This is a genomic window from Pseudomonas sp. JAI120 (assembly GCF_014207255.1).
In the GTDB taxonomy this organism is placed as follows: Bacteria; Pseudomonadota; Gammaproteobacteria; order Pseudomonadales; family Pseudomonadaceae; genus Aquipseudomonas.
In genome coordinates this window covers 2,339,638-2,362,043 of record NZ_JACHCZ010000001.1, presented here as the reverse complement: position 1 = coordinate 2,362,043, position 22,406 = coordinate 2,339,638, and the positions used below count along the sequence as shown (strand labels likewise).

General features: G+C 59.6%; 22 protein-coding genes. 17 read left to right on the top strand and 5 right to left on the bottom strand.

What is annotated here, in order from left to right; all coding sequences use genetic code 11:
* Positions 1 to 213: 213 nt before the first annotated feature.
* From secA to HDC32_RS11125, 3 genes are all read left to right on the top strand, one after another.
* Complete coding sequence (gene secA / locus HDC32_RS11135; RefSeq protein ID WP_131697900.1) at positions 214 to 2,949, top strand: preprotein translocase subunit SecA; 2,736 nt, start codon at positions 214 to 216, stop codon at positions 2,947 to 2,949.
* Between the two features lie 123 nt (positions 2,950 to 3,072).
* Positions 3,073 to 4,290, top strand: a complete 1,218-nt coding sequence (argJ, locus tag HDC32_RS11130; RefSeq protein WP_027605527.1) for a bifunctional glutamate N-acetyltransferase/amino-acid acetyltransferase ArgJ — start codon at positions 3,073 to 3,075, stop codon at positions 4,288 to 4,290.
* An 18-nt stretch (positions 4,291 to 4,308) separates the two neighbouring features.
* Positions 4,309 to 5,253, top strand: a complete 945-nt coding sequence (locus tag HDC32_RS11125; RefSeq protein ID WP_184743945.1) for a Nudix family hydrolase — start codon at positions 4,309 to 4,311, stop codon at positions 5,251 to 5,253.
* A gap of 129 nt (positions 5,254 to 5,382) precedes the next feature.
* Here HDC32_RS11125 and HDC32_RS11120 read toward each other — a convergent pair whose 3' ends face one another.
* From HDC32_RS11120 to HDC32_RS11110, 3 genes are read right to left on the bottom strand one after another with little or no spacing between them, the layout of a single operon-like run.
* On the bottom strand, positions 5,383 to 5,961 hold the full coding sequence (locus HDC32_RS11120) for a cob(I)yrinic acid a,c-diamide adenosyltransferase (protein WP_184743942.1): 579 nt from the start codon (positions 5,959 to 5,961) through the stop codon (positions 5,383 to 5,385).
* A 2-nt stretch (positions 5,962 to 5,963) separates the two neighbouring features.
* Entirely contained in the window at positions 5,964 to 7,997 is a 2,034-nt protein-coding gene (locus HDC32_RS11115; protein WP_145337862.1) for a PAS domain-containing sensor histidine kinase, read from the bottom strand.
* A 46-nt stretch (positions 7,998 to 8,043) separates the two neighbouring features.
* The gene (locus HDC32_RS11110; protein ID WP_145337863.1) at positions 8,044 to 8,961 is read right to left on the bottom strand and encodes a putative 2-dehydropantoate 2-reductase; all 918 of its coding nucleotides are present in this window, start codon (positions 8,959 to 8,961) and stop codon (positions 8,044 to 8,046) included.
* A gap of 123 nt (positions 8,962 to 9,084) precedes the next feature.
* Here HDC32_RS11110 and HDC32_RS11105 point away from each other — a divergent pair, with 123 nt between their 5' ends.
* Positions 9,085 to 9,570, top strand: a complete 486-nt coding sequence (locus HDC32_RS11105) for a YajQ family cyclic di-GMP-binding protein (protein ID WP_053135814.1) — start codon at positions 9,085 to 9,087, stop codon at positions 9,568 to 9,570.
* Between the two features lie 136 nt (positions 9,571 to 9,706).
* Positions 9,707 to 10,549: a mechanosensitive ion channel family protein gene (locus HDC32_RS11100; RefSeq protein ID WP_131697896.1), complete on the top strand. Its 843-nt coding sequence runs from the start codon at positions 9,707 to 9,709 to the stop codon at positions 10,547 to 10,549.
* A gap of 188 nt (positions 10,550 to 10,737) precedes the next feature.
* Here HDC32_RS11100 and HDC32_RS11095 read toward each other — a convergent pair whose 3' ends face one another.
* The gene (locus HDC32_RS11095) at positions 10,738 to 12,036 is read right to left on the bottom strand and encodes an OprD family porin (RefSeq protein WP_145337864.1); all 1,299 of its coding nucleotides are present in this window, start codon (positions 12,034 to 12,036) and stop codon (positions 10,738 to 10,740) included.
* 742 nt (positions 12,037 to 12,778) lie between these two features.
* Between HDC32_RS11095 and HDC32_RS11090 the strand changes: the two genes are divergently transcribed.
* Both HDC32_RS11090 and HDC32_RS11085 read left to right on the top strand, forming a co-directional pair.
* Positions 12,779 to 13,204 (top strand): HIT domain-containing protein, encoded by a 426-nt coding sequence (locus tag HDC32_RS11090; RefSeq protein WP_131697894.1) that lies wholly within the window; start codon positions 12,779 to 12,781, stop codon positions 13,202 to 13,204.
* A gap of 3 nt (positions 13,205 to 13,207) precedes the next feature.
* Positions 13,208 to 13,414 carry a SlyX family protein gene (locus tag HDC32_RS11085; RefSeq protein WP_167655108.1) on the top strand — a complete coding sequence of 69 codons (207 nt, stop codon included), beginning with the start codon at positions 13,208 to 13,210 and terminating at the stop codon, positions 13,412 to 13,414.
* Positions 13,415 to 13,483: 69 nt separating this feature from the next.
* On the opposite strand, the gene HDC32_RS32230 is transcribed toward HDC32_RS11085, so the two are convergent.
* Complete coding sequence (locus HDC32_RS32230) at positions 13,484 to 14,086, bottom strand: cold-shock protein (RefSeq protein ID WP_005790922.1); 603 nt, start codon at positions 14,084 to 14,086, stop codon at positions 13,484 to 13,486.
* 429 nt (positions 14,087 to 14,515) lie between these two features.
* Here HDC32_RS32230 and HDC32_RS11075 point away from each other — a divergent pair, with 429 nt between their 5' ends.
* The 10 genes from HDC32_RS11075 (at position 14,516) to tolQ (ending at position 22,390) form a co-directional block, all read left to right on the top strand.
* Positions 14,516 to 14,989, top strand: a complete 474-nt coding sequence (locus HDC32_RS11075) for a Dps family protein (protein WP_003193874.1) — start codon at positions 14,516 to 14,518, stop codon at positions 14,987 to 14,989.
* Between the two features lie 179 nt (positions 14,990 to 15,168).
* Entirely contained in the window at positions 15,169 to 15,510 is a 342-nt protein-coding gene (locus HDC32_RS11070) for a ribbon-helix-helix domain-containing protein (RefSeq protein ID WP_131697892.1), read from the top strand.
* Between the two features lie 179 nt (positions 15,511 to 15,689).
* Positions 15,690 to 15,911, top strand: a complete 222-nt coding sequence (locus tag HDC32_RS11065) for an FmdB family zinc ribbon protein (RefSeq protein ID WP_010208103.1) — start codon at positions 15,690 to 15,692, stop codon at positions 15,909 to 15,911.
* A 107-nt stretch (positions 15,912 to 16,018) separates the two neighbouring features.
* Positions 16,019 to 17,794, top strand: a complete 1,776-nt coding sequence (aspS, locus tag HDC32_RS11060; protein WP_131697891.1) for an aspartate--tRNA ligase — start codon at positions 16,019 to 16,021, stop codon at positions 17,792 to 17,794.
* A gap of 135 nt (positions 17,795 to 17,929) precedes the next feature.
* Positions 17,930 to 18,676, top strand: a complete 747-nt coding sequence (locus HDC32_RS11055; RefSeq protein ID WP_027605539.1) for a YebC/PmpR family DNA-binding transcriptional regulator — start codon at positions 17,930 to 17,932, stop codon at positions 18,674 to 18,676.
* Positions 18,677 to 18,833: 157 nt separating this feature from the next.
* Positions 18,834 to 19,358, top strand: a complete 525-nt coding sequence (gene ruvC, locus HDC32_RS11050; RefSeq protein WP_024077147.1) for a crossover junction endodeoxyribonuclease RuvC — start codon at positions 18,834 to 18,836, stop codon at positions 19,356 to 19,358.
* 68 nt (positions 19,359 to 19,426) lie between these two features.
* Positions 19,427 to 20,038, top strand: a complete 612-nt coding sequence (gene ruvA, locus HDC32_RS11045) for a Holliday junction branch migration protein RuvA (protein ID WP_184743939.1) — start codon at positions 19,427 to 19,429, stop codon at positions 20,036 to 20,038.
* Entirely contained in the window at positions 20,039 to 21,097 is a 1,059-nt protein-coding gene (ruvB, locus tag HDC32_RS11040; RefSeq protein WP_003193867.1) for a Holliday junction branch migration DNA helicase RuvB, read from the top strand.
* Between the two features lie 140 nt (positions 21,098 to 21,237).
* A complete protein-coding gene (gene ybgC, locus HDC32_RS11035) occupies positions 21,238 to 21,693 on the top strand; it encodes a tol-pal system-associated acyl-CoA thioesterase (protein WP_032890914.1) in 456 nt (151 codons plus the stop codon).
* A gap of 1 nt (position 21,694) precedes the next feature.
* Positions 21,695 to 22,390: a protein TolQ gene (tolQ, locus tag HDC32_RS11030; protein ID WP_053135845.1), complete on the top strand. Its 696-nt coding sequence runs from the start codon at positions 21,695 to 21,697 to the stop codon at positions 22,388 to 22,390.
* Positions 22,391 to 22,406 lie beyond the last annotated feature (16 nt).

Below are 22,406 nucleotides of genomic sequence, written 5' to 3'. Positions count from 1 at the left end.
ATCCACAAAATCAATGAGCTCCACGGGTTGAAGTTCGCGCAAAAGCCCTTATTTTAAACAATCCCTCTCACAGCCCCTTGCCCGCCTCGGGGAACAACGCCACTTTCCTCACCCACGATTCCGGGTAGAATGCGCGTTCGCATGCGGCCGTGAGGGCTGCTCGGGCCACTCACGGTGCGCCCTCCATCCCTATGTGTGGAAGAACCTGCCGATATGTTTGCGCCTTTGTTAAAGAAACTTTTTGGAAGCAAGAATGAGCGCGAAGTCAAACGCATGCTCAAGACGGTGCAGCTGGTCAATGCCTTCGAAGAGCAGATGGTTGCCCTTTCGGACGAGCAATTGCGCGCCAAGACCGAAGAGTTCAAGGCCCGCATAGCCAAAGGTGAAACCCTCGACAAGCTGCTTCCCGAAGCCTTTGCGGTTGCTCGTGAAGCCGGTAAGCGTGTCATGGGCATGCGCCACTTCGACGTCCAGTTGATCGGCGGCATGACCTTGCATGAAGGCATGATTGCCGAAATGCGTACCGGTGAAGGCAAGACCCTGGTAGCCACCCTGGGTGTTTACCTCAACGCACTGTCCGGCAAGGGCGTGCACGTTGTGACGGTGAACGACTACCTGGCTCGCCGGGACGCCAACTGGATGCGCCCGCTGTATGAATTCCTCGGCCTGACCGTCGGCGTGGTAACGCCGTTCCAGCCGCCGGAAGAGAAGCGCGCCGCCTACGCCGCCGACATCACCTACGGTACCAACAACGAATTCGGTTTCGACTACCTGCGCGACAACATGGCGTTCAGCATGGAAGAAAAATTCCAGCGCGAACTCAACTTTGCCGTGATCGACGAAGTGGACTCCATCCTCATCGACGAAGCCCGTACCCCGCTGATTATCTCCGGCCAGGCCGAAGACAGCTCGCGCCTGTACACCGAGATCAACAAGTTGATCCCGCGTCTTGAGCAGCACATCGAGGAAGTGGAAGGCGTGGTGACCAAAGAAGGTCACTTCACCATCGACGAGAAGACCCGCCAGGTCGAACTCAACGAAGCCGGTCACCAGTTCGTCGAAGACATGCTGACCCAGATCGGCCTGCTGGCTGAAGGCGAAAGCCTCTACTCGGCCCACAACCTGGGCCTGTTGACCCACGTGTATGCCGGCCTGCGCGCCCACAAGCTGTTCCATCGCAACGTCGAATACATCGTGCAGGATGGCCAGGTCGTACTGGTCGACGAACACACCGGGCGTACCATGCCGGGCCGTCGTCTGTCCGAGGGCCTGCACCAGGCCATCGAAGCCAAGGAAGTGCTCAACATCCAGGCCGAGAGCCAGACGTTGGCGTCCACCACCTTCCAGAACTACTTCCGCCTTTACAACAAGCTGTCCGGCATGACCGGTACCGCCGACACCGAAGCGTTCGAATTCCACCAGATCTACGGTCTGTCGGTGGTGGTTATCCCGCCGAACAAGCCGCTGGCCCGTAAAGACTTCAACGACCTGGTGTTCCTGACCGCCGAAGAGAAATACGCGGCGATCATCAACGACATCAAGGACGGCATGGCCCAAGGTCGCCCTATCCTGGTGGGTACCGCTACCATCGAGACTTCCGAGCACGTGTCCAACCTGCTCAACAAGGAAGGTATCGAGCACAAGGTCCTCAACGCCAAGTTCCACGAAAAAGAAGCCGAGATCATCGCCCAGGCCGGTCGCCCAGGCGCGCTGACCATCGCCACCAACATGGCCGGTCGTGGTACCGACATCCTGTTGGGCGGTAACTGGGAAGTGGAAGTGGCCTCGCTGGACAACCCGACCCCCGAGCAGATCGCCCAGATCAAGGCAGACTGGCAGAAACGCCACCAGGCCGTGCTGGAATCCGGTGGCTTGCAGGTGATCGCGTCCGAGCGTCACGAATCCCGTCGTATCGACAACCAGTTGCGCGGTCGTGCCGGCCGTCAGGGTGACGCCGGTTCCAGCCGTTTCTACCTGTCCCTGGAAGACAGCCTGATGCGTATCTTCGCCTCGGATCGGGTGAAGAACTTCATGAAGGCCCTGGGCATGCAGTCCGGTGAAGCGATCGAGCACCGCATGGTGACCAATGCCATCGAGAAGGCCCAGCGCAAGGTAGAAGGCCGTAACTTCGACATTCGTAAGCAACTGCTCGAGTTCGATGACGTCAACAACGAACAGCGTAAAGTGATCTATCACATGCGTAACACGTTGCTGGCCGCCGACAACATTGGCGAGACCATCGCCGATTTCCGTCAGGACGTGCTCAACGCCACCGTCAGCGCACATATCCCGCCACAATCGCTGCCTGAGCAGTGGGACGTCGCCGGTCTGGAAGCGGCGTTGAAGAGCGACTTCGGTGTCGACTTGCCGGTCCAGCAGTGGCTCGACGAAGACGACCACTTGTACGAAGAGACCCTGCGCGAGAAGCTCATGACCGAGCTGCTGGCCGCGTACAACGAGAAAGAAGAGCAGGCGAGTGCCGAAGCACTGCGCACCTTCGAGAAGCAAATCGTACTGCGTGTGCTGGACGACCTGTGGAAAGACCACCTGTCGACCATGGACCACCTGCGTCACGGTATCCACCTGCGTGGCTATGCCCAGAAGAACCCGAAGCAGGAGTACAAGCGCGAGTCGTTCACGCTGTTCTCTGAGTTGCTGGATTCGATCAAGCGCGATTCGATTCGCGTGCTGTCCCACGTTCAGGTGCGTCGCGAAGACCCGATCGAGGAAGAAGCTCGCCTGCGCCAGGAAGCCGAGGCACTGGCTGCGCGCTTGCAGTTCCAGCACGACGAGGCACCTGGCCTGGAAGCGCCTGAAGTATTGGGTGAAGAGGTCGATGTGGTCCTGGCCCAGACCCCGGTTCGCAACGAGCAGAAGCTGGGCCGCAACGAACTGTGCTATTGCGGTTCGGGCAAGAAATTCAAACACTGCCACGGCCAGATCGAATAAGATTTTCGCCTGACGCTGCTACACCCCGCGCCGCGACCGGCCCCTGCCGTCGCGGCGTTTTGCCATTAATTTCACCGTCGATCACGACGGCACAGACATCACCTATATTTAAGGAGCGCATTCATGGCTGTTGGTCTTGGTCCTTTGCCCACATTGCACCCGGTTGCCGGGTTTGAGCTCGGTATCGCTTCGGCCGGCATCAAGCGCCCAGGGCGCAAGGATGTGGTGGTGATGCGCTGTGCCGAAGGCTCGACCGTTGCGGGCGTGTTCACCCTCAACGCCTTCTGTGCCGCGCCGGTGATCCTGGCCAAGCAGCGTGTTGCCGGCTCGATCCGTTACCTGCTGACCAACACCGGCAATGCCAACGCCGGTACCGGCGAGCCTGGACTGGTCGCCGCTGCGCGCACCTGCGCCAAGCTGGCCCAACTGGCCGGTGTGGACGCCAGCCAGGTGCTGCCTTACTCCACGGGCGTCATCGGTGAGCCGCTGCCGGTCGAGAAAATCGAAGGCGCCCTGCAAGCCGCGCTGGATGACTTGTCTGTGGATAACTGGGCAGCTGCCGCCACCGGCATCATGACCACCGATACCCTGCCAAAAGGCGCGAGCCGCCAGTTCGTTCACGACGGTGTGACGGTTACCGTGACCGGTATCAGCAAGGGCGCGGGCATGATTCGCCCGAACATGGCCACCATGCTTGGCTACATCGCCACTGACGCCAAGGTTTCCCGCGATGTGCTGCACAGTCTGATCCTGGACGGTGCCAACAAGTCGTTCAACCGCATCACCATTGATGGCGATACGTCCACCAATGACTGCTGCATGCTGATCGCCACCGGCCAGGCCAACCTGCCGGAAATCACCGAGGCCAGCGGCCCGCTGTTCGCGGCGCTGAAGCAGGCGGTGTTCGAGGTGTGCATGGACGTGGCCCAGGCCATCGTGCGTGACGGTGAAGGCGCGACCAAGTTCGTGACCGTTGAAGTCAACGGCGGCGGCAACCACCAGGAATGCCTGGATGTCGGCTACACCGTGGCCCACTCGCCGCTGATCAAGACCGCGCTGTTCGCCTCCGATCCGAACTGGGGTCGCATTCTGGCTGCCGTCGGCCGTGCCGGCGTGCCGGACCTGGACGTGAGCAAGATCGACGTGTTCCTGGGCGACGTGTGCATTGCCAGCCGTGGCGCCCGCGCCGAAACCTACACCGAAGCCCAGGGCTCGGCGGTGATGCAGCAGGAAGAGATCACCATCCGCATCGAACTCGGTCGCGGTGAGTGCAGCGAAACCATCTGGACCACCGACCTGTCCCACGAGTACGTGAAGATCAATGCGGAATACCGCACATGATAGAAGAGGATAAGCGCGGTGAAACGAGTGCATGTAGCAGCAGCGGTGATCCGCGGTGTCGACGGCAGGATCCTGCTGGCGCGCCGTGCCGATACCCAGCATCAGGGCGGCCTGTGGGAGTTTCCCGGTGGCAAGGTGGAGGCCGATGAGTCGGTCGCCACGGCCCTGTCCCGTGAGTTGCAGGAAGAACTGGGCATCCAGGTCACCACGGCGAGACCGCTGATCAAGGTGCAGCATGACTACCCGGACAAACAGGTGTTGCTGGATGTCTGGGAAGTCTCGGCCTTTACCGGCGAGCCCCACGGTGCCGAGGGACAACCGCTGGAGTGGGTGGCCCCGCGCGATCTGCCCAACTATGAGTTCCCAGCGGCCAATGCGCCGATTGTGGCTGCTGCACGCTTGCCCGCCGACTACCTGATCACGCCGGGCGAGCTGGAAACGCCGACGCTCTTGCGCGGGATTCAGAAGGCTGTCGCCGGCGGTATCAAGCTGATCCAGCTGCGGGCGCCCAACGGTTACGATCCCAAATACCGCGACCTCGCGGTAGATGCGGTGGGCCTGTGCGCCGGTAAGGCGCAGTTGATGCTCAAGGGGCCGTTTGAATGGCTCGGGGACTTCCCGGCGGCCGGCTGGCATATGACCTCGGCCCAACTGCGCAAATATGCGAGCAAAGGTCGACCATTGCCGAAGGACCGCTGGTTGGGGGCGTCATGCCATAACGCGGAAGAACTGGCGTTGGCGGAATTGATGGACGTGGACTTTGTCACGCTGTCGCCGGTGCAGCCGACCCAGACCCATCCCGATGCCCAGCCGTTGGGCTGGGAGCCGGCAGCGGAGTTGATCCGTGGGTTCAGCAAGCCGGTGTTTCTGTTGGGTGGGGTAGGGCCTGCGCAGCGGGAGCAGGCGTGGGAAGCCGGGGCTCAAGGTGTCGCAGGGATTCGGGCGTTCTGGCCTGAGGTTTGATGGTGCTCTGAAGGGCTCTATCGGGGGCAAGCCCCCTCCCACATTCGACCGAGTTCCAACTTTGGAATGTGATCAAAATGTGGGAGGGGGCTTGCCCCCGATGAGGCCCTGTCAGTCACCGAATCATCATCAGTGTGGCTTTGCCGCCGCCTGCCACAACACTTCTGCAACACCCTGGCGCTTGGCAATCACCCGCGCTGCCACAAACAGCAAATCCGACAGCCGATTGATATACGCCAACCCCACCCCTTCCAACGGCTCGACAGCATTCAAATGCTGACAGCGCCGTTCGGCACTGCGCGCCAGGCTGCGGCATACATGGGCCTGGGCAATCAGCGCTGAACCACCAGGCAAGATAAAGTTTTCAAGCGGTCCGACTTCCTCGTTCCAGCGGTCAATCGCCGCTTCCAGCCGATCAACTTCCGCCGCGTTCAGTGCCTTGTACTCTGGCATCGCCAACTCGCCGCCCAGATCGAACAATCGATGCTGGCAAGGCGTAAGCACCTCGATCACGTCCTGTAAGCCTGGATGCTGCCCGCCGAGCGCTTCGAGATACGCCAGCAGTAACCCCAACTGGCTATTCAGCGTATCCACCTCGCCAATGGCTTCCACCCGGGGATGGTCCTTGGGCACGCGGCGACCGTCGCCCAGGCCAGTTTCGCCTTTATCGCCGGTGCGGGTATAAATCTTCGACAGGCGAAAGCCCATGGTCAGTGCTCCAGTTGGGTGAGTTCGTAAGGTGGCAGTTGGCCCGCCAAGGGCAGGCGCAAGGTGAAGCAGGTGCCTTGGCCGAGGGTGGAATGCACTTCCATCTGGCCTTTGTGGTTATTGGTGATGATGAAATACGACACCGACAGCCCAAGCCCGGTGCCCTGGCCGATTTCCTTGGTGGTAAAGAACGGCTCGAAGGTGCGTTTGCGCACGTTCTCGCTCATGCCGATGCCGTTGTCTTCCACTTGGATTTCCGCCCACGGCGGGTTAAGGCGCGTGCGCAGGATGATGCGCCCCGGTTCGCTGTCGTCTTCGCGCAGATGAATGGCCTGGGCGGCGTTTTTCAGCAGGTTGAGCAGCACCTGTTCCAGTTCGTTGGCCGTGCCGGGCACGGGGCCCAGCTGCGGGTCGAACTGACGGATGATCGCCTGGCCCTTGAAGTCGAAGCCAATAGCCAGGTCAAAGTCGTTACCGGCGATTTCTACCGCCTGGTCGATCAGCGCCGGCAAGTCGCAAGGCGCCATCTGCCGGTTGCTGCGGCGGCTGAAGCTGAGCATGTGGGTGACGATTTTCGCCGCCCGCGCCCCTGCCTGTTGGATACCGTCGAGCAGTTGCGGCACTTCGCGGCTTTGCAGGTAGCGGTTGACCGTGCCCAGCTCAATGCCCACCTGTTCGGCATGCTCCAGGTTCTTGGGCAGGTCCGGGGACAGGCGACGGCGAATGTTCTGCACGTTATGCAGGATCGCCCCCAGCGGGTTGTTGATCTCGTGGGCCATGCCGGCAGCAAGCCCGCCGACGGACAGCATTTTTTCCGACTGCACCATCATTTCTTCCAGTGACAGGCGCTGGGTGATGTCGTCGATACGGATCACCACGCCGCGCCCGGCACCGCCCATCAGCGGATAGAAGGTCAGGGCGTAATGCTTGGGTTCGTCGTCTTTGATCCAGGTAACGCGTTCGATGCGTTCCACCGTGTGTTGCTCCACCGTGGCCTTGATCTGCGGTAGGTATGGCTTGAGCGGCTGGAAGGCGAGGTAGATCGGTTGATTCAGCGCTTCATCCAGGCGCGTGCCGGACAAGGCCGTGGCCTCCTGATTCCATTGGGTGACGTAGAGCTGTTCGTCCAGGGCGATCAGTGCCGAAGGCATCGAGTCGATGATGCTGTTCAGGTAGTTCTGGAAACCGGTGAGCTTTTTCTCGATCTTGCTGCGCACCTGGACTTCCAGCTCCAGCTTGCGGTTGGTGTGACGTGTCTCTTCGGCCAGACCTTGTGCCTGGTCGTAGGCCGCCTGGGAGTCGTCCCGCGCGCGCTTGAGTTGCTGCTCCCGGGCTTCGATGCGCGACAGCATGGTGTTGAAGGCTTCGGCCAGGCTGCCGATTTCGTCGCGGTTGCCCCGGCCGGCACGCAAGGCGTAGTTCTCTTCGCGGGTGACCTGGCGTGACAGCTCTTCGAGTTCATGGATCGGCCGGGTGATCAGGCGTTTGATCTGCCGGGCGATGATCAACCATAGCAGCACACTGAAAATCAGGATGCCCAGGCTCGCCGTCAATGTGCCGGTATAGAAAGCCACCGGCAGCTCACTGCTGGCCACCAGCAGCAGGTGACCGGACGGTTGGCCGGGGCGGGGCAGGGTGATGACCTGGTTACTGCGAAATTCGGTCACTCGCCAGGCTTCGATATGCCGGTAGTTGTCCGGCAGGTGCAGGCGATCGCCGTGTTGCATCTGCGCCAGGCGATTGCCTTCGCCGTCGTACAGGGCGGCGGCGCGCAGGGGCGAATAGCTGGTCAGTTCATTGAGCAGCGCATCAGCCTTGGCCGGGGATTCAAGGGCTTCGGCGGCGAGGGCCGGGTTGGACACCAGTCGGCCAATGGCCTGCAAGGCCTGGGGTGCCATGCTTTCCTGGGAGATCCAGTAGGCGGCACTGATAAAGGTCAGGTTGGCCACCAGCAGGACAGTGGTGAGCAGCACCAGCAGGGCGGCCAGCAATTTCTGCCCGACCGGTAGGTTTTCTAGACGCTGGCGCAGCGGCATCAGGGTTTTTCCAGGTGATAGACAGGCGGGCAGGGTAGCGCGTGGCTCAGTCGCTGGGCAATCCGCGTGCAAGTAACTGCTCAACCAGGCGCACTTGCAGTTGTTGCAAATGCGGCAGGCTCAATTGGTGACGGGCGGCCGCCTGGCAAGCATAGCCCAACAAGTAGCTGATTTCGGTGCGGCGGGCATTGGCCACGTCCTGGTACATGGACGAGTAATTGGCAGCCGTGGCCTGGATCACCCGTTCCACTTCGTGCTGCAGATCCAGCGCGGCAGCGGGCTGGCCGCAGCATTCCAGCAGTTCGCCAAGTTCGGCGCACAGGGTAGCGATTTCACATTGATGGTTCTGCAGTTCGCCGTTGCGGCACTGGTAAAGCACAGTCAGCGGGTTGATCGCGCAATTGAGCGCCAGTTTGCGCCACAGGCGCGTCAGGATGTCGGTACTCCATTCGTGGGGGATGCCGGCAGCGTGCAGATCGTCCAGCCACAGCGGTGGGGTAGGGTGGCTCGCGTCCCCCAGCCAAGTGTAGCCGTGGCCGGCGAACACCACGCGCCAGTCACCGTCGCGAAACGCGCCTTCGGTGCTGGAGGCAAAAATGCAGCGAGCCTGGGGCAGTTGCGCGGCCACCGCGTCCTGGCTGCCGAGGCCGTTTTGCAGCAGGATCAGCTCGGCGTCCGGTGCCAGGCGATGTTGCAGTTGTGCGACCGCGCCCTCGGCGTCGTAGGCCTTGCACGCTACCAGCAGGCGATGAATCGGCTCGGGGCTGTCGGGTTTTTCGGCGAACACCGGGTAGGTATGGGCTACGCCGTGTTCCACCAGGGTCAAGCCTGATGAAGCCCGGTAGCTGGCCAGTCGCGCGGCATCGCGCAGGATCAACCTGACGGGCAAGCCGGCGCGAGCCAGGCGGGTGGCCCACAACGTGCCCAGGCTGCCGGCGCCGAGAATATGCCAGGTGGTCGACATCAGTTTTTGCTCCGTAGGGTCGCTCACAGTGAACGGGACGAAAGAACCGCTATAATGCCCCGGCATTTTAGCTCGGGCGCGCTCCATCTCTACTGAGCCCGCCCCTTATATTGGAGAAATCACATGCCTTCGTTCGACGTGGTATCTGAACTGGACAAACACGAAGTCACCAACGCCGTCGAGAATGCCGTCAAGGAGTTGGACCGCCGCTATGACTTGAAAGGCAAGGGCAGCTTCGAATTCAAGGAAAAGGAGCTGACCGTCAACTTGACCGCTGAAGCCGATTTCCAGCTGGAAGCGATGATCGAGATCCTCAAGCTGTCGCTGGTCAAGCGCAAGATCGACGCACAGTGCCTTGAAATCAAGGACGCCTACGCGTCCGGCAAGCTGATGAAGCAGGAAGCCGTACTCAAGGAAGGCATCGACAAGGAGCTGGCGAAGAAGATCGTCGCCCATATCAAGGATGCCAAGCTGAAAGTCCAGGCTGCCATCCAGGGTGAGCAGGTTCGCGTCACCGGCAAGAAGCGTGATGACCTGCAGGACGCCATTGCGGCCCTGCGCGCCAAGACCTTCGACATGCCGCTGCAGTTCAATAACTTCCGCGACTGATGGCACATTGGGGAACCTGCGTGCGTTTTCGACGTCCCACGCCCCAGAACCCGCGCCTGCAAATGAGCCCCACGGGGCTCATTTGCGTTTCCAGGCAGTCAATAAAGCCGCACATCCGCCACACAGGAGAAGCTACATGGATTTAAACGCTGAAATGGATCACTTGATCAAGACTTCGCAGTCGTGGATCCCGATGATCATGGAATACGGCAGCCGGGTATTGCTGGCGGTGATCACCCTGGCCATTGGCTGGTGGCTGATCAACGTATTGACCCACCGTGTGGGCCGCCTGCTGGCCATGCGTAACGCGGACCTTGCACTGCAGCACTTCATCACCAGCCTGGCGAACATCGCGCTGAAAGTCATGCTGATTGTCAGTGTGGCCTCGATGATCGGCGTGGCGACCACCTCGTTCGTGGCTGCCATCGGTGCCGCTACCCTGGCCATCGGCCTGGCGTTGCAAGGCAGCCTGGCCAACTTCGCCGGTGGCGTGCTGATTCTGTTGTTCCGCCCGTTCCGCATCGGTGACTGGATCGAAGCCCAGGGCACCTCGGGGACTGTCGACAGCATCCAGATCTTCCACACCGTGCTGCGTACCGGCGACAACAAGACCGTGATCGTGCCCAACGGCATCCTGTCCAACGGCATCATCACCAACACCAACCGTCAGCCGACCCGCAAGGTGGTGTTTGATGTGGGTGTGGACTACGAGGCCGATCTGCAAAAAGCGCGTGAAGTGCTGCTGGAACTGGCAAAAGACCCGCGCGTACTGACTGATCCTGCTGCAGTGGCCGTGGTGTCGACCTTGGGCGATAGCTCAATCACCGTTTCCCTGCGCTGCTGGACCAACACCCCGGATTATTGGGATGTAGTGTTCATGCTGAATGAACTGTCGCGCGACCGTTTAAAGGCGGCGGGGATTGATATTCCATTTCCGCAGCGAGTTATTCGCGTGATGCAGGAAGCAACCCCGAAGTAAACGAAAGAAGCGTGTTTAACTTGGCCGACAGGTCAGGTTAAACGTGTCACCTGAATCTCGTTAGTTAGCTTGCTAGTTATTATTTGTCGAAATAAAACTGCAATGAAAAAGCCGCTCCCTTGTAAGCAGGGGAGCGGCTTTTTGTTTAAGGCCGAGGCCTTAAGTCATCGTTGTAATTGAACCAGCAATTACAAGATGTTCAGCGGGTATTGCGCGATCAGACGCAGTTCGTCGATGGACGAAGAACCGTAGTACACGCCGTCAGACGAGCGATAGGTCGCTTGGCGAATACGCAGGCTCAGATCTTTGGCTGGGCCGCTCTGGATCACGTATTTACCTTCGATGTCGCGTTCCCACTCTTTACCGTTCGACGTCGTGGCGGTGTTGGCGCCGCTACCGGTCACGTAACGAGTCATGAAGCTCAGGCCAGGAATGCCGAAGGTTGCCATGTTGATGTCGTAACGAGCCTGGTAGGACTTTTCGCCTTCGGCGTTGAAGTCGGAACGGGCAACGGAGTTGGCCAGGAACACTGTGCCGCCGCCGTCTACACCGTAACCGTAGTCGCCGTCGCCGGTAACCTTCTGAGCTGCCAAGGTAAAGGTGTGAGCGCCGATGGTGTAGGCACCTTGCAAGCTGAATGCGCGGTTGTCGAGCTTGGTACGCTGATCAAATGGCAGCGCGCTGTCTTTGGAAGCGCGTTGCAGGCCTTCGCCTTCGCTCTTGGTGTCGTAGATGTTGAAGTCCAAGGCGAACGACTGGTCGTCGCTAAGCGCATGGGTCCAGTTCAGGTTGCTGTAGTACTTGCGGAAGTAATCTTCGGTTTTCGCGTAGTACAGGCTGCCGGTGAACTCTGGGGTAAACGAGTAGACGCCGCCGACAAAGTCGGTCTTCGTCAGGCCCAGGCTGTCATGGTAGGTCTGGTTCTGCGCAACGCTGGAAGTGAAGTGACCGCCTTCCAGTTTCAAGCCCTTGATCTCGTTGCTGGTGATCGAGATGCCTTGTGGCAGCTCTGGCAGCAGACGGCTGTCATCGGACGCGAACACTGGAGCTGTGGTGTACTGGTCACCTATTTTCAGGACGGTATCGGAGATACGGAACTTAATGGCGCCACCGCCTTTGGAGTAATCGTCTTGTGAACGACCATCGGAGCCGGTTGGGAACAGACCGGTACCCGCACGACCCTTGCCGCTATCGAGCTTCACGCCCAACAGGCCGATTACGTCAACACCGACACCGATGGTGCCTTGGGTGAAGCCCGATTGGTACAGGGCGTTGAAGCCCAGGCCGGACTCTTCAGTGCGGCTTTGTGAGGTCGGGCCCGACGGGTTGTTACGGAAGTCGCGGCTGAAGTACAGCGCGCGAGTGTTGATGCTGAACGTACTGTCTTCAACAAAGCCCTTGGAATCGTCCTGGGCGGACGCCATTGCGAACTGCGAGGTGCCTGCTGAAACAGCCAGGGCGATCATGCTCCACTTCATCACGCGCATCGTGATTTGCTCCTTTGGTTTTAGGAAGAGTACTGCCGTCCCACCTGTATTTTTATCTGGGCGGCTCTTTCTTTTTTGTGTCGGCGCAAAGTTATATCACGCAGACTCTATTGACGATACTTACCCATCTTTCCTTTCAGCTTCTTTACGAGGCTGTCGTAAATTGCTAGCTCCGTGTCGCAAATTCACAGTCCGAGTGTAACGGGACTGACAACTTCAATGCTGTTTTCAAACGTCTTTAGAAGTTTGAGGTTTTCCTTGAGGCGCATTGAAACGCTGCTTTTCTTCTATCGCGAAACACCTGCTTCCCAGCGGGTGTCGTTGCCGACGATATGGGTGTGAATGCAACAAGCGCGCCCAAATCGGTAATCGAATGTCATTTTTTCGTGAAAAACGTGAAAATCGTGTAAAGACCTCATAAACACGGGCTTTTTACGCCGTTTTGTTTGCGCTTGACGCGTCTGCGTTGTCCCTGACTCGTGAGGCAAAAATGCCGTCCCAGAGAAAAACGTTACCGGTTCACCCTGAGAGTGGGTAATCGGCGGATCCCTTTGAAGCACAAGTGGGTCATTTTGGTGCGCCCCTGGGAGGCCCGCGTTAGCGTAGCTCAAATATTGGCCTGCCTCTAAAGGGTGCAGTTTTTTATCGCGGTGCATTCGGTTTTCAGCATTCGCCGTGAAGCCAGGGGCGTTCGAAGGTATGCTGGCGCCCTGAACTTGACCTGCCCAACGGAGTGCCCGTGGTGTTCGCCTTAGATCAACGCTTGCAACAAGACACACTGCTCATCGGGGACTTCCCCCTGTGCCGCCTGCTGCTGTCCAATGACTCGAACTACCCCTGGTTCATTCTGGTGCCACGCATCAACGGTATCAGCGAAGTGTTTCAGCTGGATGTCGCAGATCAACAAATCCTCTGGAAGGAAACAACGGCCCTGGCGCAGTGGCTGAACGAAGGTTTGGCCGCCGACAAGATGAATATTGGTGCGCTGGGTAATGTCGTCAGCCAATTGCACGTGCATGTGATCGTACGCAAGCGTGATGACGCCGCCTGGCCGGCACCCGTGTGGGGCAAGCATCCGGCAAAGCCGTACACTGAAGAACAAGTGGCGGCCATTCGTGTGCGCCTGCGCGAGTTGCTGCCGGCCGACTTCATCTTTACCCAGGGCTGAATCATGGATCTGCAAGACCGCGTTACCGATCTGGAAAGCCGCCTGGCCTTTCAGGACGACACCATCGAAACTCTCAATGACATCCTGGTCGCCCAGCAGCGCGCGGTTGAACGCCTGCAACTGCAGATGACCGCGCTGCTCAAGCGTCAGGAAGAAATGAGTGGCCAGTTCGAGACGTCCGAAGAAGAGGCGCCGCCACCGCACTATTAATCCGAGTGCAATAAAAAACCGCGACCCAGCCAAGCTGGATCGCGGTTTTTTTTGCTGCGACGGCTGGAATCAGCGGCGCGGCAGGGCAGCGATCACGTCTTCGGCTTGCAGGCCTTTGTCGCGGTTCATGACGGAGAATTCCACGCGCTGGCCTTCCACCAGGACGCGATGGCCTTCGCCACGGATGGCCCGGAAGTGGACGAAGATATCGTCGCCCGAATCGCGGGAAATAAAGCCGAAGCCTTTGGAGGTGTTGAACCACTTGACGGTACCGGTATCCCGATTGGTCATGTCGTAGTTTTGCGACGCGGCCGCCGGGGACGAACGGTAGAAGCTGATGGCCAGATGAAGAACGATGGCGACCACAGCAATCACCAGGCTGAGCAGGATGGCCGGGTGGCCGCCGACTTCAGGCATAGGTGCCAGGAGGGTGAGGGTTTGTACGACAACGGTCAGTACCAGCAGCGCGCTGACCAGGTTTTGCAGTTGATGACGCGTGCCTTTGTTCCAGTAAGGGATTACCGGAGCGAGCGTCAGGTTAAGAAGGCCGAACAAGGCCAGGTACAGAGCGTCGTGTTGTTGCAGGTAGGGCAGGCTTTCAGGCTGCAGGCTCGGGATAAAGGACAGCAGCAACGCTGCAACGCCCGTTAGCAGGTGGACGATTTTCAACATTTTGATTAACTCACGTTAAGACGGATCACAAGGAAGAGCTGACTGGCACGGTTCGCTTCTGAACAATGGGAGGCGCTGGGCACGTGCGCGGGTATCAGCCTATGCCGCTTGCCGTGGAAATTAACGGCGGCGACACGCTGCCTATTTAACAGCAAAGGCCGTGCCTACTCAAATCAAGCATTTTCCGGGGCTGAAAGGGGCACGGCATTTCTGCGGGAAACGCTTGTCCTAGACATGTGCAGGTGTTTCAGGCGGCTTCAAAGGAAATTTCCTATGCGCCCCAAAGGCTTGTCCTGCAAGTGCTGATCGGTCGTGCAGGGACGATTTGCCGCATCTCGCCCGAGGGTGTCGGGCTGCGTATCTCCGGCGCTCTTGCTAGAGTGGTCCTGCACCTGATCAATGAATGCTTGTCAATTGAAGGGGATAAACATGGCAATCGATATCGGTATCAGTGAAGAAGATCGTAAATCCATCGTCGATGGGCTTTCACGACTGCTTTCCGATACCTATGTACTGTACCTGAAGACCCATAACTTCCATTGGAACGTCACGGGCCCTATGTTCCGCACGCTGCACCTGATGTTCGAAGAGCAGTACAACGAGCTGGCGCTGGCGGTGGACTCCATAGCCGAGCGTATCCGTGCCCTGGGTTTCCCGGCGCCGGGCGCCTATTCGATCTATGCCCGACTTTCCTCCATCAAGGAAGAAGAGGGCGTACCCAGCGCAGAAGAGATGATCAAGCAACTGGTGGCGGGCCAGGAGGCGGTCACACGTACCGCACGCGGTATTTTCCCGTTGCTCGACAAGGTCAGCGATGAGCCGACCGCGGACCTGCTGACCCAGCGCATGCAGGTTCACGAGAAAACCGCGTGGATGCTTCGCTCCCTGCTCGAAAACCAGTAACCGTCACCCGCAGTGGCGCCGTTATGGCGCCACTTGCTTGTTTCCACGCATTTCCTGGCGTTGTCCTACGCCTATCAACGCCCCGTCTTCTGGCTGCCTGCCTCGTCCTGCTGTCTTATAGGGCTACTGTCCAATGGGAGAACCCATGGGCTGTTGTTTGGCAATGGAGTGTCAGGTGTATGTCACGTGGAGTGGATGTTGGAGTGATGGAAACCGGTGGTTTCCACAAGATAAACGTCGACCCCTTCGCCAAGGGTTTCGATATGGGGCTGGCCAAGCCATTGTCCCGATCGGTAAGGCTCAATGGGTTTTCCACTTGTCTTCGGCTTGAGCAGATCTATTGGAATATCCTCACGGAAATAGCCAGGATCAATGCCTGCTCTGTCAGTGCATTGCTGTCCTATGTCGATCGGGAAGTGCACTTGCGGTATGGAGGAGTGAAGAACTTCAGTGGGTTGGTCAGGGTGGTGTGTGTGGTTCATCTGTTAAAAGGCCGTGCTACCTCACCGAACCCTGAGTAATCGGCAGGCCTCCGGGCTGGTCCGCCGTTGAGGTGGACCATGCTCCGGGCAGAAAGCCGGCTGCGCTGCCTTGATTTACCAGATATAATCCCGCGCTTTGCTGCTGCCGGGGCTTTCTCCCTCTGCTCTCTATCAGGAGCGGGCGCGGCACAGTAACGATCGATCGCCGAGACATCGCCATGCCCATGTACGACTATCAATGTGCTTCCTGTGGACATCAGTTGGAAGCCATCCAGAAGATCAGCGCAGCGCCGCTGGTCGATTGCCCTGCCTGCCAGGCACCGGAGCTCAAGAAGATGTTGTCCATGCCGGGCTTCCGCCTGAGCGGCAGCGGCTGGTACGAGACCGACTTCAAGACCGGCTCGAAGAAGAACCTGGCGGGCGGCGACAAAGCAGACTGAGTTGAACTCTACGCGCAGGCTCCTGCATTATCCGTCCCCTGCTTTAATGTACGGTGACGAGGCGGGCCTCCACCGAATTTCGAATTACGAGAAGTGAAACCACTACCATGATGCGCAGCCACTATTGCGGCCAACTGAACGAGACCCTGGATGGTCAGGAAATCACTCTTTGCGGATGGGTTCACCGTCGCCGCGACCACGGCGGGGTGATTTTCCTCGATATCCGCGATCGTGATGGTCTGGCCCAGGTGGTGTTCGACCCGGACCGCGCCGAGAGCTTCGCCGCCGCCGACCGCGTGCGCAGCGAGTACGTCGTGAAGATCACCGGTAAGGTTCGCCTGCGTCCGGCCGGTGCCGTGAACGCGAACATGGCGTCGGGTGCGATCGAAGTGCTGGGCTACGAGCTGGAAGTACTGAACGAATCGGAAACCCCGCCGTTCCCGCTCAACGAATACTCCGACGTCGGCGAAGAAACCCGCCTGCGCTACCGCTTCCTTGACCTGCGTCGTCCGGAAATGGCCGAGAAGCTGCGCCTGCGTTCGCGCATGACCACCAGCATCCGCCGCTTCCTCGACGAGAACGGCTTCCTCGACGTCGAAACGCCTATCCTGACCCGGGCCACCCCGGAAGGCGCGCGTGACTACCTGGTGCCTAGCCGTACCCACGCCGGCAGTTTCTTCGCCTTGCCGCAATCGCCGCAGCTGTTCAAGCAACTGCTGATGGTGGCCGGCTTTGACCGTTACTACCAGATCGCCAAGTGCTTCCGCGACGAAGACCTGCGCGCCGACCGTCAGCCGGAATTCACCCAGATCGACATCGAGACCAGCTTCCTCGATGAAAAAGAGATCATGGGTATCACTGAGCAGATGATCCGCAACCTGTTCAAGGAAGTGCTGGACCTGGAGTTCGGCGAATTCCCGCACATGACCTTCGAAGAAGCCATGCGCCGCTACGGTTCCGACAAGCCAGACCTGCGTAACCCGCTGGAACTGGTGGACGTGGCCGACCAACTCAAGGATGTCGACTTCAAGGTGTTCAGCGGGCCGGCCAACGACCCTAAATGCCGCATCGCCGCCCTGCGCGTGCCTGGCGGCGCGAGCATGCCGCGCAAGCAGATCGACGACTACACCAAGTTCGTCGGCATCTACGGTGCCAAGGGCCTGGCGTACATCAAGGTCAATGAGCGCGCCAATGGCGTTGACGGCCTGCAATCGCCGATCGTGAAAAACATCCCGGAAGCCAACCTGAACGTGATCCTGGATCGCGTCGGTGCGGTCGATGGCGACATCGTGTTCTTCGGCGCCGACAAAGCCAAGATCGTCAGCGAAGCCCTGGGCGCGCTGCGGATCAAGCTGGGCCACGACCTGGACCTGCTGACCTGCAAGTGGGCGCCGATGTGGGTCGTCGACTTCCCGATGTTCGAAGAAAATGACGACGGCAGCTTCAGCGCCTTGCACCACCCGTTCACCGCGCCGAAGTGCTCGCCTGAAGAGTTGGAAGCCAACCCGGCAGGCGCGCTGTCCCGCGCGTATGACATGGTGTTGAACGGTACTGAGCTGGGTGGCGGTTCGATCCGTATCCACCGCAAGGAGATGCAGCAAGCGGTGTTCCGCCTGTTGGGCATCAACGAAGCGGAACAGGAAGAGAAATTTGGCTTCCTGCTCGACGCCCTGAAATACGGCGCGCCGCCCCACGGTGGCCTGGCTTTCGGTCTGGACCGTCTGGTAATGCTGATGACCGGCGCCCAGTCGATCCGTGAAGTGATTGCCTTCCCGAAAACCCAGAGTGCTGCGGACGTCATGACCCAGGCTCCAGGTGTGGTGGATGCCAAGGCGCTGCGCGAGCTGCATATCCGCCTGCGCGAGACGCCGAAGGCTGAGTAAGGCTGCTGCGTGAAAGCGCACTGAGGTTTACGCAGTCAAAAAAGGCGCATCTTCGGATGCGCCTTTGCGTTACAAGGGGTGTATCCCACCCAGGGTGGGGTTGATAAGGTTTCTAGAGAATTTCGGAGTTGTGTTATGGCTGGCCATTCCAAGTGGGCGAACATCAAGCACCGCAAAGAGCGTCAGGATGCCAAGAAAGGCAAGATCTTCACCAAGTGGATTCGCGAGCTGACGGTCGCTGCCCGCCAGGGCGGTGGTGACCCGGGCTCCAACCCGCGTCTGCGCCTGGCGCTGGACAAGGCTCTGGGCGCCAACATGAGTCGTGACATCATCGACCGTGCCGTGGCCCGTGGCGCGGGTGCTGCCGACACCGACGATATGGTCGAGCTGACCTACGAAGGCTACGGCCCAGGTGGCGTGGCAGTAATGGTCGAATGCATGACCGATAACCGCAACCGTACCGCCGCCGCCGTGCGTCATGCGTTCAGCAAGTGTGGCGGTAACCTGGGGACTGACGGTTCGGTGGCCTACCTGTTCGAGCGCAAGGGGCAGATCTCCTTCGCGCCGGGTGTGGATGAAGATGCGCTGATGGAAGCGGCGATGGAGGCGGATGCCGACGACGTGGTGACCAATGAAGATGGCTCCATCGACGTGTTTACCTCGTTCGCCGGCTTCTACGCCGTGCGTAACGCCCTGGAAGCGGCCGGTTTCAAAGGCTCCGACGCCGAGATCGTGATGTTGCCGACCACCAGTGCCGAGCTGGACCTGGACGGTGCGCAGAAAGTGCTGAAGATGCTCGACATGCTCGAAGACCTGGATGATGTGCAAAACGTGTACTCGAATGCCGACATCCCGGAGTCAGTGGCCGAACAGCTAGGCTGAAGAATGACGTAGATCCAAATGTGGGAGGGGGCTTGCTCCCGATGGCGGTGTATCAGTCAGCTTATGTCTAACTGGACGATTGCCATCGGGAGCAAGCCCCCTCCCACATTGGAGCTACGGTGTATCAAAAATTGTGTTTACCCAACCCGCAGGCGTTATGACTTTAATCCTAGGTATCGACCCCGGTTCGCGCATCACCGGTTTTGGCGTGGTGCAACACACCCCGCGTGGTTGCGTGTATGTGGCCTCGGGCTGTATCCGTACCGGCGCGGGCGAGTTGGCTGAGCGCCTGCAGATCGTCTATCGTGGCGTGCGTGAAGTGATCCAGACCTACGGACCGGTGACCATGGGCATCGAAAAGGTGTTCATGGCAAAAAACGCTGATTCGGCGTTGAAGCTTGGCCAGGCCCGTGGCGCCGCCATCGTCGCCGGCGCCGAGGAGGGCATGGAGATCGCCGAGTACACCGCGACCCAGGTCAAGCAGGCCGTGGTCGGCACCGGAGCGGCAAATAAAGAGCAGGTGCAGATGATGGTCATGCACATGCTCAAGCTCACCTCAAAACCGCAGATCGATGCCTCCGACGCCCTGGCCATTGCCATTTGCCATGCGCATACCCGTTCCAGCCTTCTGCCTCACGGCTTGGGTACGGCACGCAGTCGTGGCGGGCGCCTGCGTCTCTGATAGCATCAGCGCAATCGTTATTTCCGGTCAGACCTCGCTCTGACCCCCAAGCTTTAAGGATCTGAACCGTGATTGGACGCTTGCGCGGCACCCTGGCTGAGAAACAGCCGCCGCACCTGATTCTGGATGTAAACGGGCTGGGGTATGAGCTGGAAGTGCCCATGACCACCCTGTACCGCCTACCGTCGGTCGGTGAACCGATAACGCTGCATACCCATCTGGTGGTGCGCGAAGACGCGCAACTACTCTATGGTTTCATTGGCAAGCGCGACCGCGACTTCTTCCGCGAACTGATTCGCCTCAATGGCGTGGGGCCTAAATTGGCCCTCGCGTTGATGTCGAGCCTGGAAGTGGATGAGCTGGTACGTGCCGTTTCGGCCCAGGATACCTCGGCACTGACCAAGGTGCCGGGCGTCGGCAAAAAGACCGCCGAGCGCCTGCTGGTGGAGCTCAAGGACCGCTTTAAGGCCTGGGAGGTGGTGCCGAGCATGTTTGCCCTGGTGCCGAACCAGCCGGACATGCCGGCGTGCCAGGTCGCGAGTGCTGAAAGCGACGCCGTCAGTGCGCTGATCTCCCTGGGCTACAAACCCCAGGAGGCCAGCAAGGCCGTCTCGGCCATCAAGGACAAGAACCTGAGCAGCGAAGACATGATCCGCCGCGCCCTGAAGGGAATGATTTAAGTGATTGAAGCTGATCGTCTGATCGCGGCCACTGGCCCGCGCGACCGTGAAGAAGTCCAGGACCGCGCCATTCGCCCCCTGAGCCTGGCCGAATACATCGGCCAGCCCACTGTGCGCGAGCAGATGGAGTTGTTTATCCAGGCCGCGCGCGGGCGCAGTGAGTCCCTGGACCACACCCTGATCTTCGGCCCGCCGGGGCTGGGTAAAACCACCCTGGCCAACATCATTGCCCAGGAAATGGGCGTGTCGATCAAGTCCACCTCCGGCCCGGTGCTGGAGCGGCCAGGTGATTTGGCGGCGTTGCTCACCAACCTTGAACCGCACGATGTGCTGTTTATCGATGAAATCCACCGGCTCTCGCCAATTGTCGAGGAAGTGCTGTACCCGGCGATGGAAGACTTCCAGCTCGACATCATGATTGGCGAAGGCCCGGCGGCCCGCTCGATCAAGCTCGACTTGCCACCCTTCACCCTGGTGGGCGCGACCACGCGTGCGGGCATGTTGACCAACCCGCTGCGAGACCGTTTTGGTATCGTTCAGCGTCTTGAGTTCTATAGCACGGCAGACCTGGCGACCATCGTCAGCCGTTCGGCGAGTATTCTCGGCTTGCCCCTGGACCCGGAAGGCGCGTTTGAGATCGCTCGTCGGGCCCGGGGCACGCCACGGATTGCCAACCGCCTGCTGCGTCGCGTGCGTGACTTTGCCGAAGTTCGGGCCAAGGGGCATATCACCAAAGCCGTGGCGGACCTGGCCTTGAACCTGCTGGATGTGGACGAGCACGGCTTCGATCATCAGGACCGGCGCCTGCTCTTGACCATGATCGAGAAGTTCGACGGTGGCCCGGTGGGTGTCGACAGCCTGGCGGCGGCCATCAGTGAAGAGCGTCATACCATCGAAGATGTGCTGGAGCCATACCTGATCCAACAAGGCTATATCATGCGCACGCCAAGGGGCCGGGTGGTGACGCGCCATGCCTATCTGCACTTCGGGTTAAACATTCCGTCACGATTGGGTGAGATGCCCGTGGTAGACGAATTCCTTGATGCAGTGGACGATTAAAAGCTTCACGCCAGTCGATTTATTCGATGTTTGTGCTGTCCTAGTGGCGGGCGTCGTCATTCAGTCACTGGATATGTTTTTCGAGAATGAAAAAACAGTTGCCCGACCGGATTGGCAACCTGAGGAGTAAGCACTAGAGTATGCGCGCGCAAAACGGGGATCAGTCGTTCGCACATCGCTGTCGCGTTTATTACGAGGACACCGATGCTGGCGGCATCGTGTATTACGTCAATTACCTCAAGTTCATGGAGCGGGCTCGTACCGAGCGGCTACGGGAGCTGGGCTTTGCCCAATCCCAGCTGGCAGGGGAGGACCTGTTATTCGTCGTGCATTCCAGCGAGGCGCGTTACCACGCACCGGCGCGACTGGACGACGAGCTGCTGGTCAGCGCTGAAGTAATCGAATTGAACCGTGCCAGCCTGCGTTTCAAGCAGCAGGTCAGGCGGGCAACGGATGCAACGCTGCTCTGTGAGGGGCAGTTTCTGGTGGCGTGTGTGCGCACCAACAGTTTGAAACCTCGGGCCATTCCCGAAACTCTACGTGCGGCCTTTGCCGCCGTGAGCGGCGCGGGTAAACAATCAAAGCAGGAGATTTAGCGTGGAACCTACCGTCGTCGACCATTCCTCCATGTGGAGCCTGGTCAGCAATGCCAGTGTTGTGGTTCAACTGGTGATGCTGACCCTGGTAGCCGCATCGGTTACCTCTTGGGTCATGATTTTTCAGCGCAGCAACCTGCTGCGTGCCGGTCGACGTGCCCTGGAGAGCTTTGAAGAGCGCTTCTGGTCGGGTATCGACCTGTCCAAGCTGTACCGCCAGGCCGGCAGCAACCCGGACCCGGACTCGGGCGTCGAGCAGATCTTCCGCGCCGGCTTCAAGGAGTTCTCGCGCCTGCGCCAACAGCCGGGTGTTGATCCGGAAGCGGTCATGGAAGGCGTGGCCCGTGCCATGCGCGTCGCCATTTCCCGTGAAGAAGAGAAACTGGAGCAGAGCCTGCCGTTCCTCGCTACCGTCGGTTCCGTCAGCCCGTACATCGGCCTGTTCGGTACCGTGTGGGGGATCATGAACTCGTTCCGCGGCCTGGCCCAGGCCCAGCAAGCGACCCTGGCCACCGTGGCCCCGGGTATTGCCGAAGCCCTGATCGCCACCGCGATCGGCCTGTTCGCCGCTATCCCCGCAGTAATTGCCTACAACCGCTTTGCTGCCACCAGCGAAACGTTGATCAGCCGTTACTACACCTTCGCCGATGAATTCCAGGCGATCCTGCACCGTAAAGTGCACACCAGCGAAGAATAAGCAGGTAATTCCCAAT